General features: G+C 37.5%; 11 protein-coding genes and 5 pseudogenes. 8 read left to right on the forward strand and 8 right to left on the reverse strand.

The window, feature by feature from the left end:
• Positions 1-267: 267 nt before the first annotated feature.
• Together LZP46_RS14950 and LZP46_RS14955 are read right to left on the reverse strand one after the other, a co-directional pair.
• On the reverse strand, positions 268-5,337 hold the full coding sequence (locus LZP46_RS14950; protein ID WP_236095246.1) for a tyrosine-type recombinase/integrase: 5,070 nt from the start codon (positions 5,335-5,337) through the stop codon (positions 268-270).
• Positions 5,334-6,005 carry a hypothetical protein gene (locus LZP46_RS14955; protein WP_236095247.1) on the reverse strand — a complete coding sequence of 224 codons (672 nt, stop codon included), beginning with the start codon at positions 6,003-6,005 and terminating at the stop codon, positions 5,334-5,336. Before LZP46_RS14955 ends, LZP46_RS14950 begins: the two co-directional genes overlap by 4 nt.
• A 151-nt stretch (positions 6,006-6,156) precedes the next feature.
• Here LZP46_RS14955 and istA point away from each other — a divergent pair.
• A pseudogene (istA, locus tag LZP46_RS14960) lies at positions 6,157-6,813 on the forward strand (IS21-like element ISAba8 family transposase); the annotation flags it as partial.
• On the forward strand, positions 6,813-7,586 hold the full coding sequence (gene istB / locus LZP46_RS14965) for an IS21-like element ISAba8 family helper ATPase IstB (protein WP_236095248.1): 774 nt from the start codon (positions 6,813-6,815) through the stop codon (positions 7,584-7,586). The pseudogene istA and the gene istB, both read left to right, overlap by 1 nt.
• A gap of 68 nt (positions 7,587-7,654) precedes the next feature.
• On the opposite strand, the pseudogene LZP46_RS14970 reads toward istB, so the two are convergent.
• The 5 genes and pseudogenes from LZP46_RS14970 to LZP46_RS14990 all read right to left on the reverse strand — a co-directional run.
• A pseudogene (locus LZP46_RS14970) lies at positions 7,655-8,235 on the reverse strand (IS66 family transposase zinc-finger binding domain-containing protein); the annotation flags it as partial.
• Positions 8,236-8,309: 74 nt separating this feature from the next.
• Positions 8,310-8,663, reverse strand: coding sequence for an IS66 family insertion sequence element accessory protein TnpB (gene tnpB / locus LZP46_RS14975; protein ID WP_236095249.1), 354 nt, complete (start codon positions 8,661-8,663; stop codon positions 8,310-8,312).
• Complete coding sequence (locus LZP46_RS14980; protein WP_236095250.1) at positions 8,660-9,043, reverse strand: transposase; 384 nt, start codon at positions 9,041-9,043, stop codon at positions 8,660-8,662. Before LZP46_RS14980 ends, tnpB begins: the two co-directional genes overlap by 4 nt.
• A 431-nt stretch (positions 9,044-9,474) precedes the next feature.
• On the reverse strand, positions 9,475-10,386 hold the full coding sequence (locus tag LZP46_RS14985; protein ID WP_119879449.1) for a ParB/RepB/Spo0J family partition protein: 912 nt from the start codon (positions 10,384-10,386) through the stop codon (positions 9,475-9,477).
• 7 nt (positions 10,387-10,393) lie between these two features.
• Positions 10,394-11,173, reverse strand: a complete 780-nt coding sequence (locus LZP46_RS14990) for a ParA family protein (RefSeq protein ID WP_223129253.1) — start codon at positions 11,171-11,173, stop codon at positions 10,394-10,396.
• Positions 11,174-12,030: 857 nt separating this feature from the next.
• On the opposite strand from LZP46_RS14990, the gene LZP46_RS14995 reads away from it, so the two are divergent.
• The 4 genes and pseudogenes from LZP46_RS14995 to LZP46_RS15010 all read left to right on the forward strand — a co-directional run.
• Positions 12,031-13,203: a replication initiation protein gene (locus tag LZP46_RS14995; protein ID WP_236095251.1), complete on the forward strand. Its 1,173-nt coding sequence runs from the start codon at positions 12,031-12,033 to the stop codon at positions 13,201-13,203.
• Between the two features lie 261 nt (positions 13,204-13,464).
• Positions 13,465-13,815 (forward strand): hypothetical protein, encoded by a 351-nt coding sequence (locus LZP46_RS15000; protein WP_223129251.1) that lies wholly within the window; start codon positions 13,465-13,467, stop codon positions 13,813-13,815.
• Between the two features lie 32 nt (positions 13,816-13,847).
• A pseudogene (locus tag LZP46_RS15005) lies at positions 13,848-14,553 on the forward strand (IS6-like element IS1006 family transposase).
• A gap of 51 nt (positions 14,554-14,604) precedes the next feature.
• A pseudogene (locus LZP46_RS15010) lies at positions 14,605-15,024 on the forward strand (recombinase family protein); the annotation flags it as partial.
• Positions 15,025-15,237: 213 nt separating this feature from the next.
• Here LZP46_RS15010 and LZP46_RS15015 read toward each other — a convergent pair.
• Positions 15,238-16,563 (reverse strand): ISNCY family transposase, encoded by a 1,326-nt coding sequence (locus LZP46_RS15015; RefSeq protein ID WP_020846983.1) that lies wholly within the window; start codon positions 16,561-16,563, stop codon positions 15,238-15,240.
• A 283-nt stretch (positions 16,564-16,846) separates the two neighbouring features.
• Between LZP46_RS15015 and LZP46_RS15020 the strand changes: the two are divergent.
• Positions 16,847-17,491 (forward strand): annotated as a pseudogene (locus LZP46_RS15020) (TetR family transcriptional regulator C-terminal domain-containing protein).
• 81 nt (positions 17,492-17,572) lie between these two features.
• On the forward strand, positions 17,573-18,550 hold the full coding sequence (gene acuI, locus LZP46_RS15025) for an acrylyl-CoA reductase (NADPH) (protein ID WP_236095252.1): 978 nt from the start codon (positions 17,573-17,575) through the stop codon (positions 18,548-18,550).
• The last annotated feature ends 625 nt before the right edge of the window (positions 18,551-19,175 follow it).

Genomic DNA, 19,175 nt, shown 5'->3' on the forward strand with positions numbered 1-19,175 from the left:
AAATAATTACTTATAATTTTAGAGGCATACCAGATGAGTATCTTATAATTTCTACAATATTTAGTTGATGTATAAAGTAATTAGCTACGAAACTCGGATTTGTTGCACAAATTAAACAAAATCATACTCTTAGATATTTATGCAACAAAACCCCTGACAGGCACAAAAAAAAATGGGTAACTGTCAGATCAGGTTTGAGCTAGTACAATTAAGGTAGCGCTGTCTTTCAAAACTTTATGTAATAAAGCGTGCGTAAGTCATATATACTTATATTCTGATATGATCTCCAATCGCCAAATATCGTACACTCAACCATGCTAGTACCCATCGCACGGCGCTTAATGACGCTTGTTGAGACATAATTCTAAAATAATCATATTTATTATGTTTCATCACTATCGGAAAAAACTGATGTTCTGTAAGGATTGAAAGCATAGGTTCATCCTCTGCCGTAAAATGCATCAATACTTTTGTTACATTACTTTCATACAACCATTTTTTTATTAACCAATTGTAAGTTTCTGATTGGTTTTGTTCTAAATAATCAAATCGCTCTAAAATCTCTTGTGCGGAATTAAAATCTACAGCCCTTAGTAATTCAGGCAAACGTGCTAATTTTCCTTGTGTCAAGAATGGATGTCTTCCTATATTTGAACCACGTTTACCTGAAGGAATGTTTGACATCGTAATTAAAGCTCTCTTCCAGGACTCAATATCTAATTGTGGCTGCCCCTGTCCAGAAATAAGATACCGCTCAATATCTTCAATCTTTTGAAACAGTTCGTGTTTAATTACTTTACCCGTCGAATTCCCTCTTTTTTGAGCATAGATTACCCACCTCTGACTTTCTATTTTTTTGAGCACATATTTTTCGATGGTATCTCTCAACTCATATTTTAGATTACCATTCTGTTGGTTAATCGCTTTGAAATGCCTGAATAAATTACTCCGACTCATGACTCGGTAAGAAAATGCAGTATGTAAATTGGGTTGCTGTTGTTGCATGCTATAGGCATAAGTAGCTAGAAATAAGATATGAATATAATGCTTTAATGTTGTCGATTCATGTAAATGTCCAAGCACTCGACTAATCGCCTTAATCCCTTGCCCAACCTGTCCTTCATTGCCTACTAGCGTATTAAATTGCTCATTCGATGGCATCCAAGTTTGTAACCATGGCAGTTCTATCGTCAGGGCTTTAAAATCCACCACTGTTTGCAAACACTTTAAAGTATATGCACTTGCAAACGTGTGTCTTAAATGATGTAAGCTGAGATCAACATCTCCAGTGACTTTCTTTAATATTTGAGATATTTGATCAAAAAAAGTCCTATGCTCACTGTTCTCATCGGAAATTAATATTGAATCTTTTTTATTCTTATAAATATCATCTAATCCCTTTTTAATCGTCTGGCTTAATAAATTCATCGGAACAACACGTTCTGATCCAAGTGTTTTTAACTGATGCTCACCATAAGGACGAATTCTGAGCATATCCTCATCAATATCTAAGGGCCGTAAATGAAGCGCCTCTGAACGGCGTACACCCATCGCCGCAGATAAACGAAAATGACGCTGAATCTCTAGGCGTAAAACAGTATCATTCACCCCAGATTCTACAGATTGTAATATTTGAACGATCTGCCGCACTTCATTTTTTGAAAAAACTTTAGCACTTGCTTGATGCGCTGTACGCTTTTGTAACCTTATACGATCATCATTTAACTGAATTAAAAAATCCCTAAAGCGATTCCACGCAGCGAGATGCTTGCGATGTGGAAAATGCTCTTGCGTCAACTCCATCCATTTTTGAAACACATCTTCATCAATCTGGCTATCTTTTGTTAAATCTTCTGAAAACCCCAATACACCTGCACTGACGATGGCCAAATGTAGATGAATCATATTTCGATTCTGTAGACTTAACTCTTCTGCATCACAGCGTAAAATCAACCATTGCACAAAGCACGTTAATAAATTGACTGAATAGTGATTCGTTTTATTATTGGCAAGCTGTTTAAGCCAAATGCTTGATCTAGACTCACCTTTTAGTTGCTGAATCATCGCTAAAATATCAGACAAATGTAGTTGCTCATCGCCTATTTCTATTTCACTTTCTGGCTCAGTGCTATCTAAACCTGTGGTTAATTTTTCATATTCGGATAAGCGTAATAATTCATTTATTGAAAGATCTTCAGTCAAGACTTGGCCTGATATGTAACCTGCAATCAACGGAGTACTATTTAACATCACATTTTGCTGTAAAGCTTTCAACCATTGAGCTAACGATAGAGTGGACTTAAGCCCAATTTGTTTTAGATATGTAGTAAAACACTTTTGCCAAGCCGTTCTTTGTTGACTTTTTGACTGTGCTAAAATCTCCTTTAATCGGGGCTGTAAATACTGTCGATCTACTAAAATTAAAGTAGAGACATAAGGACTTAACAGTACGGTACGGCGTATCTTCGTCACAGATCTATCATTATTCACTGCCAGCTCAATAAGCCGACTATATCCCATAGCGACTATAGGCTGATCAGAAGCAATAAACTCTAACATTGCTTGTAAATGGCTTACTCTGCACAATTGTGAATACATCGAGAGTACAACCAGCAAACGTCCTATTTCAACATCACAATTTTGATGTGATGGTAAATTTTCTAAATCATTCTGAATAACATCAAGTAAGTTTTGTTCTATATAACACCATGTACTAAAACTATTTTCAGATGTCAGCCATGTACGATGAGCCTTTTGAGGTAGCTGAACGAATAAAGGAATTTTCGCTTCATCGCGAATATAAGCACAATATGCTTTAATCGCTTGAGGCAAATCAATATTTTTATTTTTAGCTAAATTTGAGGCTAATAGATGTCCAAGCTCTAAAGCTACTTGTGGCTCAGGATTTTCCTCAAAAATCAACGGACAATAGGACTCATACTCTGAGTTTTTCAGCCATTCTTTTACATCATTTTCTGAATATTGTATTCTCAGCTTCGTATCTACTTGAGCTGTTTTAGTCTCTTGGGTTAAAACAAATGTAGGAACATTCTTGATTTTTAAAAAATCAAAATCTTCAATGCACTCGAAACCTAATTGTTTTTGCAAGTTTTCTTGTACATCAAACCACTGTTGTTTAAAGGCTGATACAGTAAATACGGATAATATATCCCATGGATGACGACCCCGTATCCAGTGCCCAAGTCCAGCGTCCTTGAACCTCCCAGGTAACTGATTACGATCAGAGCGAACCAACTTCCGTGCCCAATTTCTAACTAAATGTTTAATCTGATGAGGATCATACAGTTGCACAGCATAAGATGATAAATCAACACGTAGCTCAATTTGCTCCCCCAACATTCCCATCAAACCACGTAAACTTTGAATCTGTTTGATCAATGCTGGAGTCAATGGCACATAACGATCAGTTGATTCATTTTGATGATGCTTATCTTGAATCAAGGCCCAGCCTTGCTGACTGATCCACTTTGGAAAGGGTTGTTTAATACCTCGACCAGCTGTGGCAAGATTTATCCATAATTCCGTATATGACATTAAGTATTTCAAGAACATCTGCCAATCTTTCTGTTCATTGGCTTGATATATATAATTTTTTATTCGTGCAATTTCATTTTTTATTTCAATAATCTTTATCCCAATCGGACTCCCCACGCGTCCACTAGAAGAGTGTCTATATTCAGGAATATCAATATTTAGCTTTCTTAAACAATCCGCCCAAAGTTGCTCAAGTTGCCTCTGTTCAAAAGAGGCATAATGAATCAAGTTATCATAATTTCGACCTGATGCATTCGTCACTGCTTTAACGACAGCTAAATCACCTTGGCTATGATCATATAACAACCGTGGAAGAATATCGCGAATGCTTTTGAGGCTGATTTCTAGCTCTTTAGGTAAACGGTTAATCAGTTCACTCACGTCACGTTCAACTGCCATATGACGTCTTGTAATCCCAAGATTTTTGACTTGACTCACTAAATCATTGAGTTCAATCGGTAAAACCAAATGTAATTCATTGGTCCATGGCACATGAAATTTAGAATCTTCTGGTTTTTTTTTGAGTGTCGGTGTCCCTGCAAACACACTTAATACATATGCAGATAAACTATGATCATACTTAATAGTAATATTATTATGACCAGTAATATTATTATGACCAGTATTTTGACTAAAACTTGGCGCTTTAAATTCACCCACCGGACGTCCGGTGAGCAAGCTTAATATCAAAGCTAATTTTGCGCGTAACATCAAGCTGGAATCTGTATGAGATGGTTGACAGAGTCTAAATACTTCTTGAATTGAATTTAAGGACAATCGCGATTTGGTCCAAACTAAACCAACATTTGCAGCTTCAATATGTTGAGAAGTCGACTTAGATGCATAAAACCCTCGAAGTAAATCGGATTGTTCTGCCAAAAAAAATCTAAACAAGGGCTCCAATGGTGTTTCATCTTCTTCAATCTCATCATCCTCAAATACATCTGAGACTAGACCACGATGAATTTCATCTACATCTTCTAAAGGTTGAATAGCAATACTTAATGAACCATATCGTTGCAGGATCAATTTTTTGTGCTTTATCCCTATACGGTGTAAAAACTCTCGACGTTTTTTGTTATTTTTTAGCCGATTATTTCGCCAGATTTGTGATAAAAATAGCTTTAATGCATAATAAATTTTATTTAATTGTTCATCATTATTATGAACAGACATTAACTGAATCAGTTGTTTCGGGGAATTTTGAAGCAGTGATGCTTTTACATCTTCTAAAATCTGTTTATTACCAGCATCACCTAATAGCCTAATCGCTAAAAAGGCATTGTACACACGAGATCCTTTTTGGTCTTTCAGCTTTATGCTTCCATCACCCTTTAAATAACTACTATAAAGCTCAAGAGCATGTACCTTGTCTTGAAAATGAAAAATTTGATCTAAAAACCAAATAATTACAGCATCAAAACTCTCATTATTATGATTTTCTCCTGATTTAAGCAAGAGCAAATCACAAATTCCACTGTCTCCAGTAAAGGGGCGCAACGGCGTGGGATTATGTTTATTTTTATCCGTTGTTTTTGAAAAAAAATGTGAATATTCCTCAGAATACTCTAATGCACTAATGATCTCTAAAGTCTTAAGCTCATCACGAAATTTTGGTAATTCATTATCACCAATCAAGGTGAAAATTCGCTGACAAATGACAACGATACCGGCTAAGCTATAATGTGCACGTAATAAAAATAATGCTCGGAGGAGTTTTTGTTCTTCTATAGGGGTATTCTGGTTTATCCATTCTAGCAGTTGCTTAAAATAAATATTCATAGCCTACTCCTAAGACGATAAATCCATGCTTTCCCAAAGTCTGTTAAGGCTAAAGCAACTTCTGCCGTTGGCGCCAAACGAACAATTTGCTTTTGATATTTTTGATAAAGTTCTTCTAGTTGAGGTAAAAGCACAAAAAAGTCAGCTATGTGAAAATAGGGTTGCACAGAATTGCCCAGCTCTTTCACTTTAATTCTTTCTAATGGCAAAAGCTTCTGGGCGATATAACCAGCTAAAACATTTTCGATTAAAAAAGTACCACTCACCACTGGTGGTGCCCAACCTACCAGTTTTTTTACAAAGGAAATAGGCAGCTTATTTAGATAATGCTGTGTATTTAAAAATAAAATCATTTCTTCTGGATCTAAACGCTTTAGCCGAAGTTGGTCTGCAACCACCATCTTGTCCTGTGCTTTATCCATTTTTCCCCAGTGTCTTCTTTTCACACTGTTCTTTAGAATTTTTACCTTACATAAATCCCTATCGACAGCAAGCAGTAACTTACGATATATCGCGAGCAGTAGTAATGCTTGATTTTTAATTTTTTCTGAAAACTCACTGCTTATTTCCCCATTGAGTAACATCATTTTCAAAACTAAAGCTGGGCATGGTTTTTCAAACCTACCTTCAGATATTGTTAATGCATCAATGAGCAATGGTGTCATCATTTTTTTCTGCACAGGTAAATTATTTTTAGCGTTAAAATAATAGAATATCATAGTCCCAAAATTAACAAAATAAAATCAAATATATTTTATGTTTACTAAAAAAGTATCTGAATTAAATGATTTATTTACTAACCTTATTTTTATACTAAATCAAATGCAGGTGGATTTCACCACAATTCGACGCAACAACACGACTTTGAAAGCCTTTGTCGCAACATTAGGGTATTCCAGAGCGACTTTCGTGAAATTTTATGATCATGAACGTACCGATGCATGGATCGATGGTCTAGAAAATGCATTTCAGTTCTTTGCAGGAGTACCTCAGGAAATACTGTTTGATAACGCTAAAACGATCATGATTGAACGGGATGCCTATCAGGAGGGGCAGCATAAATGGAATCCCAAACTGCTCGACTGCGCCAAGAAATACAGCTTTCGTCCTCGCGTATGTAAGCCCTACCGTGCACAGACCAAAGGCAAAGTTGAACGCTTTAATGGATACCTCAAATCAAGCTTTATTGTGCCATTGAAAGCAAGCCTGAAGACTTCGGGTTTACTGTTAGATGTTGATGTCGCCAATGCCCACATTGGCCGGTGGCTGCATGAAACCGCCAATCAGCGGATTCATGCCACCACGCAAGAAAAACCGGCTGTTCGACTGCAACAGGAGCAGCAAAAATTTACGCCATTACCGCAATCAGATACGGGTTCTGGCACTGTACCTGTTGCAGCAGCACAGCATGTCATGCCCTACGAGAGTTTGCAGCATCCCTTATCGGTATATGACCAGTTGCTGGGAGTTTCCTGATGAATCTGCAATACGACCGTATAGAGCAACTTTGCCAAAAGCTCAATCTGCCTGCCATCGCATCACAATGGTCACATCATGCACAACAAACATTAGGTCAAGATGGAAGTTATGCCGACTTTGTTGAAGCGATCTTGACGCATGAATATGCTGCCAGGCAACAGCGCAGCCAGCAGGTCCTGATGAAACTCTCAGGCCTGCCTCAAGTCAAAACCCTGGAAGACTATGATTTTAATTATGCCCTAGGGGCCCCTAAATCACAGGTGATTGAACTGTTCAACCTGAGCTTTATTGCTAGAGCAGAAAATGTGGTGTTTCTCGGGGCTAGCGGTGTAGGGAAAACGCACTTATCTATGGCATTAGGCTATAAGGCCATCATGAACAATGTCAAAACCAAGTTTATTACCGCCGCCGATCTCATGCTGCAACTGAGTACAGCCTATCAGCAAGGTAAATTGAAAACCTATATGCAACGTGCGGTAATGGGACCAAAGTTACTGATTATCGATGAAATTGGTTATTTACCGTTTGGACGTGAAGAAGCGAATCTGTTCTTTAACGTGATTGCCAAGCGTTATGAAAAAGGCAGTACGATATTGACGAGTAACTTACCCTTTAGCCAATGGTCTAAGTCATTTGCGGATGATGTCACGTTGACCGCTGCGATGTTAGATCGGTTATTGCATCACTGTCATGTGGTACAAATATCGGGTGAGAGTTATCGTTTGAAGGATAAAAAAAGAATTGGGATTCAGCCCCAGGTTGAAACTTAATACGAGATCAAAGGGGTCAATTTTACTTTGCCATTTGTAAGGTAAAAGGGGTCAATTTTAGAATGCCGTTGACAACAGACCCATTTACCACGCACATGCTGTTCCTTATAGAACTGTGCCGGTCTGAAATGCAGTTTTTCACTGACATCTTCGCCGATACGATGGAGTTGGCAGCCACAAGCACATTGGGTTGATGCAGGTTCATGCTCAATACGGATGGTGTGTAGATGATATGGCAGTGGTCGACGTTTAGGTTTTTTGACTGTGGCTTTGTGTGTCACTGCATCGGTTTTATCTGCATTTAGCCGTTCCAGTTCTAGATCAACGGCTGCGATATCTTCTTCGACCGCTTCGTCCCATAGATGGATTTGTTTTGCAGTGAGATGTTCGTTTTTACTGCCGAATTTGTGCTGTTTAAATAGTGCGAGTTCATGCTCGTATTTTTGATTGAGAATAGAAAGATGTTGAACTTTAGAATCTAATTGCTGATTGGTGACTTCAAGATGTTGAACTTTGGCATCTAATTGCTGGTTTATTTTTCTAATTCTTGATTTGATTGTGCCAGAGACTGATGCTGCATCGCCAACTGCCTGGTAAATTCCAGCAGTTGTTCATGGGTCAGTTGGCTTAAATCTGGCAGCGTATTCATGACCGCAGTATGCCTGAGGTCATGAGAAGAATGAAATAGAACGTTTGGAGAATAGCAGAATGGAACAGCCTGGTTTAAAGCATCGTCACCACCTGCTGTCGTCCAATGCGCTGCCAGGGCAAACCTTGGATCAGTGCCTGTAACTGTTCCGGGCTGAGGGCCACGGTTTCACCTTGGTGAACTTGAGCCCAGTGAAATTTTCCCTGTTCCAGCCGCCGGGCACACAGCCAGATGCCCAGTCCATCATGTACCAACACTTTCATGCGATGGCCACGTTTATTACAGAACAGGTAAGCACAATGCGGTTTGATGTAGCCAAAGGCTCTCACCACCTGAGCCATGACAGTATCCATTCCTGCTCGCATATCCATTCCTGCTCGCATATCCATGGGCTGGGTAGAGAGCCAAATTTCATTGATACGGATCATGTTGCCAGTGCCTTGAGTAATTCTGCCAAGGCAGGTATTTCTGATGTCTGCCATTTTAGCTGAATATCATTATTCGTATGAGGCACGGTGATACACAACGTGATCCTCTCATCAATAGGTTGGCTGATTGCAGCAGTGTAAGGCAAAGCAATAAATGCTGGATTCACATGAGTAGGATCCTGCACGACACCCTCATGATGGCTGAAGATCCTGATCCAACGACTGACAAGGTTGGCATTAATACTATGTTGCAGTGCGACCGAAGCGATCGAGGTATTAGGATTTTTACAGGTATTGACAATACTGAATTTGAATTCTTTGCTGTATGTTCTGCGTTTTTTAGCAACAGGAGGTGTTGCTGAATATATATCCATGTTCATAGATTAAGTCCCCACTTGTTTTTTATGTGGGAACTAAATTAAGGCTTATAGGATCGCTTGGTAAGGCTGTGTTAGCTGGATGCTTACTTTCTTTTACCTTAATAACGTATTTGTTTAACGGCAGCATACCTTTTGAAACACCACCAAATTATTTATGTTCCACCAGCATATATACTTCCCTATCGAAAAATCTGATAAGAATTGATTATTTTGATACAAAACCTGAAAACTGGGAGTGCTTATATGGACATATATAATATTTCCGGATAAATATAAAACTACTCCACAAGAAGAAAGGCAGAATTTAATCTCAATCCGAAGTAACAGTACTCTCAAAGACCAAATGTAAAGAAGCATACTTAAGAAAATAAACTTCAATAATGCATGAGGAAGTAATTAGTTTCAGGGTGCTAAGAAAGTGTAGCAACTTGCTACACTTTTTCGCTTTTTTGAATCAGCTGTTTTAAGAAATCTTCTAATTGTAAGAGACTGGCTTCGTCAATTTCCGAGATATTCAGAGAAACCTTAAGCTGTTTTTGATTCAGTTTGATATTCCCCGCAATCTTACCGGCATATTCAATTTTTCTGACCACGGATGTTGTGGTCAGTTTTTCTGGATTCTGACTCAATAGTTTTTCAGCATAAGTAGTAACTTTGCTTTGCTCGAGTTTTTTGTCTTTTAATTTTTCCCAAGCTCCGAGTAAGGCCACTTCGGCTTCAGAGAGTTGTTCAAGATGATCCGATAGAAATTTTTTGAATGCAGTTGCAGCAGTACGGCCTAGCAAGCCTGGTTCCACATCAAGGTCATTTAAAATTGCTTGCGGCAGTTTTTCGTATGCTAAATACTTGTACATATCTTCGCGATTTAAACCCAGTGAATTGGCTAAACGTTGCTTGTTTTTCTTTAATTTCTCATCAAGTGAGTTCAGGCCAATAAAAATCTCATAATCTGTCAGATCCTGACGCTTTAAATTCTCTGCCAGGGTTAACAAAGATGCTTCTACATTATTTGCATCAATGATAATGGCTTCAATCACAGACTTTCCGAGTAATTGATGTGCCCGTAAGCGTCGCTCGCCTGCAATCAGTTCATATTTCAGATTATCCAGTTTACGCACTGTAATGGGCTGCAAAAGGCCGATTTCATTAATAGAATCCGCCAGTTCTTTTAACTGTGACTCTTCAAATATTTTACGCGGCTGGTTTGGACTTCGGCTGATATCCTCAATAGGGACATTACGTCTAAACTCTTTCGGCTCTTTAATATTGTCTTTCTGTGCCTGCTGATGTTTTTCTGTATTCTGCTTCAGTTTCTGAGCTAAAAGCTCTTTGGTGCTTGCCATAATGCTCTCAGGTTATAATTTTTACTACAATTTCATTCGCAAGGCTTTCAAAAGCCTTACGTACTTTTGAATTTTTTTCTACTTTCAAAAGTGGTTGTTGCAGAATCGCTGCTTGATTGACTTTAGTACTTTGAGGAATTGTGGTTTCTAAAATTTTACCTACCTGTTTCAAGGCTTCATCCCGAATCAGCTTACAGACATTCTGACGTTCATCATGCTTAATTAGTAAAGCGCCTAAAAGCTCTAAATCTGGATTAATACGTTTGATCTTTTCAAGATGATTTAAAAGATCTGTTACCCCATACAATCCATATTGTGATCCTGATTCGATAGGGATAATGACATGTGTTGAAGATGCCAAGGCATTGCTGGTTAATAATTTAAGGCTAGGTGGACAGTCGATCAATATAAAATCATAAAGATCTTTTAATAGTTTTAACTTGATATTTAACTCTTCAGAAGGACGGGGAGCTTCTTCTTTTAGTTGATCTTCAGTTTTTCCTAAATTTAAGGAACCATAAATTAATGATACTTTTTCAAAGTTCGTTTCTTCTTGTAATGCATCTGCCAACAACGAAATATCGCCCACTAGTAATTCTGCTGTAGTGACAGCAATTTCGCTTGGATGTTGGATTCCAATGTGTAAACTTGCGTTTGCTTGAGGATCTAAATCAATGACTAAAACTTTGTTGCCCAGATTGGCAAGTTCTGAGGCTAGGTGCACAACAGTCGTTGTTTTGCCACATCCGCCTTTATGGTTAGCAACAGTAATAATTTTTGCAGACATGCGTGTCAGATGCTTCCTTATTTGAATGTTTAGTAATATAAATAACTTTCATTCATCTTACTATAGTTTTTAAATTTATAAATCCTATTTATTCAGCTGTAAAACAGTTTAAAAAATAAATTTTTAACTAAGCTAGCTTAATTAAAAATTAGAATAATTAGTTATTTAGCTAATTAATAATTAGGATCATATTTTTATTATATAAAACAAATGCTTGTAACTTTAAAAGTGGAAGGTTTGTCACTCTAAAGTGGAAGGTCTGTCACTCTAAAGTGGAAGGTCTGTCACTCTAAAGTGGAAGGTCTGTCACTCTAAAGTGGAAGGTTTGTCACTCTAAAGTGGAAGGTCTGTCACTAGGGTGGAAAGTTTGTCACTGCTATTTTTAGATCTGCTGTTTTTATTTAAAAATAATTGCAAAAACAAATATTTAAGCTGTTAATAAAGTCTCATAACTAAGCTTTAAAGGTGGAAAGATTGTCACTGTATCTTCTTAACCTGTGGATAGTCTGTTTTTATTGGATATTTCCTGATGATTATATGTGCAGTTATACCTTTTAAATCTAACAAAAAGGTGGAAGCCTTGTCACATCAGGGTTTTTATCTGACTTAACCTATCTAGATCTGAATGAAAAAAGTAAAAATAGGCCTTCTGAACTGTAATTTCGAGACTAAAGGTGGAAGGTCTGTCATCATGGGGTGGAAAGATTATAATTAATTCCACTTTAAATGCAGAAAACCGGCTAAAATGCTTCTTTTTGATGACAAACATTCCACTTTTAGAATCTTGTGGTGAAAGCCTTGAAAGTTTTTCCACTTTTGTATATAAAAAAGTAAGTTAAATTATAAATATCACGGTTATGACAGAATCTGAACCATTGCAAGAAGAATCGAATTATATTCCTTACTGTATAGGCAACATTCGCCATAATGGCGTTGTCAGTACCAGTAACCGTTTAATTCGCCCAATCGAATTATCAGCCAATGAATATAAGGCACTTCTATATGCAATGGCGGTTGCGAATTATAGTGAGAAAAATAGGGTAGATGGTGAAATTACCGAACAAACTTATATTTATTTGTATAAGGATGATTTGGCAGATTTACTAGGATTAAATAAACGTAATTCAATTAATGTTGCAATAGATCGGATCTATAAAGAGCTTTCATCCCGGGTAGCTCATTTTATTATTGAGGAACCAGCTGATAATGGTAAGAGAAAGACTAAAAAAGTACATTCTGTCGTTCCCATTATCCGTGAGTTAAGATGGGAAGATGATTCTAAAAATGCGATTCAGATTCGTTTTACCAGTGAGGTGTTGCCGTATTTCACTCAACTGGCTGGGGGTAATTTTACTACCTATCAGCTAAAACATCTTTTTGCCCTAGATTCTGTTGCCAGTATGAGTCTTTATACTTATTTCATTAAAAACGAATTTAAGTACGCCAATCAAAAGAGTTATGAAGTGCCATTACTTTTAGAAAACTTGAAAGCACTGATTGATATTAATGAAACCAAATATGATCGCTGGGTAGATTTTAGACGCTATGTATTAGACAAAATAGTGGCAGAAATTAACGAAAATACAGATCTACAGTTAGAGTATGAAACCGTTAAGAAAGGCCGTCCAATTGTAGGTGTGAATTTTAAACTGCATCATCGGATTGCTGATAAGACACTGGATGAATTTGCAGTGATTGAAAAAATCTATCTTGATGTTCCATTTGAAGACAATGCATACGTAAAAGAATTAGGGGCTAAATTCGATATGAATGTACGTTCTTGGTATATTTTTAATAATGATGAAAATTATCAGCAGTTCAAGAAGTGGTTTAAAAAAGTAGGATGCCTCACTGACTCTCAAGCAAATATTGTCATTAATGACACTTTATTCCAAATGGATTTTGCTGAAATTGGTATGGGGTTGAATGACTTTAAACGAAATATGAAGCATAAACTTAAAAGTAATCCGGAATTCGTCCATAGTATTCGTGAAAGACTGAATGATATTTTTGGTAAAGAGTTGATCTAGCGAAAAGTGTAGCAACTTGCTACACTTTTTTAGATATATGTTAGTAAAGAATACAAGTGGTAAGAACCTTAGGATAAAAACGACTCTGTTGCATGAAGTGTGAAAATTGAGACTCCTACTGACATGTTAACGGTTCAAATTATTTTACCCCACTCAGAAGCAGAAATTGGCTTGAAATGGCAAGTATCAGAAATATCTGCTATAGCAGAATTACTCAAGGCACTTGCAATATAGTCCGACTTAAAGAAATATTTATTAAATATGGAAACAATCTTATCTATAATTTTTTTAATAGTTTTATATGCTTACTTGAAACTTTATAACTCCCATCCCTATTTTTTTTTAGATAAAAATGGTGTCATCAAAAGAGAACGTCAGAATCTATTTTTTCAAGATTTTCTCGACATAAAGAAAAGTGATTTTGATGAATTAAAAAGAATTCATATATCTTACTTTCCTGATGGAAGCTGTGAAATTCATCAACCAGTTACATATTATGGAAATACACCTAAATATAAGGGAAATACAATATATATTTATACATCTATAAAATGTGATTACTACCCAAGTGGTGCTCCAACAGGCACTGTTGCAAATAACCACGAATGGTAAGCTGAAGACTGTTTTAGCTAAAGGTGCAGCATATGAATCCTTTCCATGGTCGGCATTTTCAGGGCGAAATCATTCTTTGGGCTGTGCGCTGGTATTGTAAATATGGCATTAGCTATCGTGAACTACAGGAAATGCTGGCCGAACGGGGGTGTGAATGTTGATCACACGACTATTTACCGTTGGGTTCAACGTTATGCTCCTGAAATAGAAAAACGTTTACGCTGGTATTGGCGTAATCCTACAGATCTGAGCTCGTGGCATATTGATGAAACCTATGTAAAAGTGAATGGACGATGGTCTTATCTGTATCGTGCAGTCGATCAACGTGGCGATACCATTGATTTTTATCTTTCTTCTAGACGTAATACCAAATCAGCATATTGTTTTCTTGGAAAAATTTTAAATAATGTGAAGAAGTGGCAAATTCCACAAGTGATCAACACGGATAAAGCACCCACATATGGACGTGCTTTATCACGGTTAAAACGGGAAGGTAAATGTCCACCAGACCTTGAGCACAGGCAGATTAAGTATAAAAATAACGTGATTGAATGTGATCATGGCAAGCTAAAGCGGATCATCAGGGCCACATTAGGATTCAAATCTATGAAGACGGCTTATGCCACAATTAAAGGTATTGAAGTCATGCGTGCACTACGTAAAGGACAAGCATCGTCATTTTATTATGGTCAGCCTCAGGGTGAAGTGTGTCTAATCAACAGGGTTTTCGGTCTCTAAGTACTTTTTAAAGGGAACATCATCGACTCAAATCTCTATTTGCAACAGTGCCGGTATGTCCGGGAAGGGGACAGGGTGATTGTACATTCAATGGATCGTTTTGCGCGAAGCCTAAAAGATTTGGTCACTGAAGTAGATAAACTGGTCAAACGAGGGATCGCCATCCAGTTTGTAAAAGAAAATATTACTTTTACAGCCGAATCCACCCCGATGGATAATTTGATGCTTCAAATGATGGGTGCTTTTGCACAGTTCGAACGTGAGATCATTTTAGAGCGGCAAAAGGAAGGAATAAAACTCGCCTCTGCTCAGGGGAAGTACAAAGGTCGGGTGCATAAACTAAAGCCTGACCAAGCTGAAGCTTTACGACAAGCATGGAAGGAGGGGAAGTATCCATCGAAAATGGCATTAGGGAAAGCTTTTGGGATTAGTCGTCAGGCGGTATACCGATATTTACAAGTTAGTGAATAGCTTATTGGGATTAGCAACTAAATTTAGTTTAACTTATAAAAATCATGAAACACTGTTCGAATTTTAAGCGTGGAACATGAATAATCAATAAAAAGCCGCTCTGGTGCCCTATATTCCAGAACGGCTTGCTTTAATATAATGATATTTAAAGAGAAATATCAAGCTGTTATTCCTAAGTAGAAATGTCCTACCTAATAACCAAATAGAAATGTCCTATACAGACACTTCCAAGTCAAGCACAGGATTCAGATTTCGTTCTTTGATTACTGTTTTCTGTGCACGTCTGCTCGGCATCTTTTGAGAACGATTGCGTTTGTTTTGCTGTTCTAATTCTTCGTGCTGTTGTTGAATATGATTGAGAACAGCACCTAAACGTTTATTCTCAACAACCTCTCGCTGGTTGAGCTGACTTAATTTATCGAAGATGCTGTAATTGATTTTTCTTCCTTGATGTTCAATGGCTACCGTGCCATCCGGGTATTCCAGAAACTCAAGATACTTGCCGATCAACCTTTTATTTTCTTCGGTATTTTCCAGTAAATATACGCATTTATCATAAGTAATCGTCAGGCTGTTCGTGACTCTGCGGGGTTCACGCCAGGTAAAAACATCATCTAATTCTTCGGCTGTTTCAGTGACAGTCCGGTGTAGATCCTTGGGATTAAAGGCCATATTGGCAAATTTACGATTAAATTGCTCGATAAAGCAGGGCAGCCAGGCATTCGCTTGCTCAATCGAACAGATGCCTTCCAGGCGCATTTCTTTAATCAGACGGTCCTGAAGCGTTCTATTCGCCCGTTCTACACGGCCTTTGGCTTGTGGTGAATTGGCGAAGATGATATCGATATTGAGGGTACTGAGTACGCGTCCAAACTGGGTAATCTTGGTGTCTTTCTTGCTGCTTTGATTCACCCTGAAGACTGAATGTTTATCACTGTAAAACGCCAACGGCTTACCATGCTGCTCAACATACAAACGTGTTGAAATCATATAGTCAAATGCTGATTCCGACTCACAGAAACGTAAATGCTGTAATTTTCCTGTGGCATCATCGATAAATACCAGCAGACAGCACTTAGCAGCGCGTCCTTCAAACCAGTCATGGTGTGAGCCATCGATTTGAATCAGTTCACCATAACAATCTCGGTTATAACGAGGCTGATACGGGCGTTTCAGGCGCTTGGCGCGAGGAATCCACAGATCGGCTGCAATCATCCAGGAACGCAGTGTTTCCACTGAAATATCGAATCCATGAACAGTGGTGAGCTTTTCATGCGCTAAAGTGGGTCCGAAACCATGCAGTTGATCCGAAACAATATTGAGGCACTTGAGTCTGAGCTCTTCAGGAAGCCTGGAATTGCTGATTTGGCCACGTGCAGCATGTGCTAATGCAGCTGGGCCTTGAGCTTTGTATTTTTGCAATAAACGTCTGATCTGACGTTCTGAAATATGAAGTAGCTGAGCAGCTTGGGACTGGGTTATGCGTTGATCACAGATTTCTTGCAAGACCGACAATCGTTTAAGTTCTTTATCCGACATAGACACCAACATATCAAACCGTCCGCTAAGAGAATTGCAAAAGTGCCTATTCTAAAAGCGGACATTTTTACTTTGGAGAAACCGGACATTTCTATTTTGGAGTTACACAAGCATTACGTATAAGGTGTATTATGTTAATTTTAGATAAAATTAATACTTAAAGTTAAAAGAATAACTTCTTAAAAAATGATTACGGTCATATGCAAATTTTTTACAGGTTCAAAGTAATTATTCCAATTGAGTGCCATTGCTATTTCTAGGTGGCTAGTCTATTTTATTGGATATGAATTATGCTTCCTTACCCAAAAGACCACGTGGTCGACCAACTAAACACGGTTGTAATTATGCAGACACTAAAGAAGTGTTAATCCGCAGAGGTATCGAGTTACTGACCGAACGTGGAATGAATGCTATGAGCTTGGACGATCTCATGAAATCAGTCCAAGTTCCTAAAGGGTCTTTCTACCATTATTTTGCAAATAAAGAGGCTTTTATTTTAGAAGTCTTAGATGCTTATGAGCTTTATTTTGTGAAGCGATTGAATTAGCTTTTAAGTCAAACTGATCTTTCACCATTAGAAAGGCTGCAAAATTTTGTAAAAGATGCGGGTGAAAAACTGCAAAAATATGATTTTAAACGAGGTTGTATTTTAGGTAACTTAGGACAAGAAGTTTCTTATTTGCCACCAGAGATCATCGCCCGAATTGAAAGTATTTTTAAAGTATGGGAGAAAATGGTTTCTGATTGCCTGTATCAGTCAAATTTGCAATATCTACAATCTGATTGTGATGAAGCTGCTTATCAGTTTTGGATTGGATGGGAAGGTGCAGTTCTTAGAGCACGTTTGGTCAAATCAACCAGTCCTTTAGATGCATTTTATCGCTTATTTGCTGTAGGAGTAGAACAGTTTAACCATATTAAAAATTAAGCAAAAAATAAATACAGACGTCTGTATTTATTTTTTAATTAATTCTAGACAAATAGTCTAATTAAATGAAAAGGAAATTCTATGTACAAAGGTATCGTAATTACTAAAGATGATGCAGGATACATGTCAAAAATTGCAGAGATTGCCCCAAAGCTTTTGCAAGAAGGAGAAGTTTCAGTTGAAGTCCAATATTCAACATTAAATTATAAAGATGCTTTAGCCATTACAGGGCGTTCGCCAGTGGTGCGTAGTTTTCCGTTGACTCCAGGCATAGATTTTTCAGGTGTGGTGCTTGAATCAAAACATCCAGCATGGAAAGAAGGCGACGAAGTCCTACTAAATGGCTGGGGTGTCGGTGAAAAGTATTCTGGAGGACTGGCTGAGCGGGTGACTGTATCAGGGGATTGGCTCATCCAGAAACCTTCAGCTTTTTCTTTGAAAGATACGATGATCATTGGAACAGCAGGGTATACCGCTATGTTGTGTGTCATGGCATTGCAAAAGCATGGTATTAAACCAAGTGATGGGAAAATTTTAGTAACAGGCGCAAATGGTGGGGTGGGTAGTATTGCGATTATTATTTTGAACCATCTTGGTTATGAGATTACAGCTTCAACTGGTCGACCTCAAGAGTCAGAATATTTAAATCGATTAGGTGCAAGTGAAATTATTGATCGTGCAGAATTATCTTCGCCAGGAAAGCCATTAAACAAAGAAATTTGGGCTGGCGTGATTGATACTGTTGGAAGCCATACTTTAGCCAATGCATGTGCAGCAACCAAATATCGTGGTGCAGTTGCTGCGTGTGGTTTGGCAGGTGGAATGGATTTTCCTGCGACAGTTGCTCCATTTATTTTGAGAGGGATTACGTTATATGGAATTGATAGCGTGATGGCACCAATTGAATTAAGAAAAGAAGCATGGGAACGTTTAGCTACAGAATTAGATCAAACAAAATTAGAAACAGTAACGACTGAAATTCAGTTAACAGATGCTTTAAATATTTCAAATGAAATTTTAGATGGAAAAATAAAAGGTAGAGTTGTTGTAAAACTATAATACGACAAAATTATTGATAAGGGCTGATTCAGTAGTTTCACTCGCAAATGAATAAGCCCTTTCGAGAGGCCAAAACTAGTTATACAAAATGATTTTAATGAGATAAAAGTTCACCCATTTAACATAATGGTGGTTATACGAAATTCGCTCTAATTCTCTTTATAAATCAATGCTGTAGTTTCTAGTTGATAGCCCATCTTCCACAAGGTGGGATTTTTGTTGATTTTTATGTTCCACGATTAATATTTTCCCATGTTTCACGATTTTGATTAGCTCCTCTGCTTAATCTATATTTAACTCCTTGCTTACTTTTTAAAGAAGGGAGAGGAATAGGAAAAAGTCTTCATTTAAAAAAGTAACAATAGGGTATACTTTTTCCCTTCTTTACACTTAGTAGGTAATCCTCCCATAAATAACCGAAGTTAAAAGTAGAGGTACACATAAGTTAAAATTTTATAAAAATGCTTGAGTCCAAAATCTCTAATTAGCATGTATTGAAAACATGAATATTTATCTAAAAAGAGAAGTATTTAACATAATCTCTATTATACGAAATAAAATTGTAAGCCCCAAGTAGAAATGTCCGGTTTCTCCAAAGTAAAAATGTCCGCTTTTAGAATATGCA

This window comes from Acinetobacter sp. SCLZS86 (assembly GCF_021560715.1).
In the GTDB taxonomy this organism is placed as follows: Bacteria; Pseudomonadota; Gammaproteobacteria; order Pseudomonadales; family Moraxellaceae; genus Acinetobacter; species Acinetobacter towneri_A.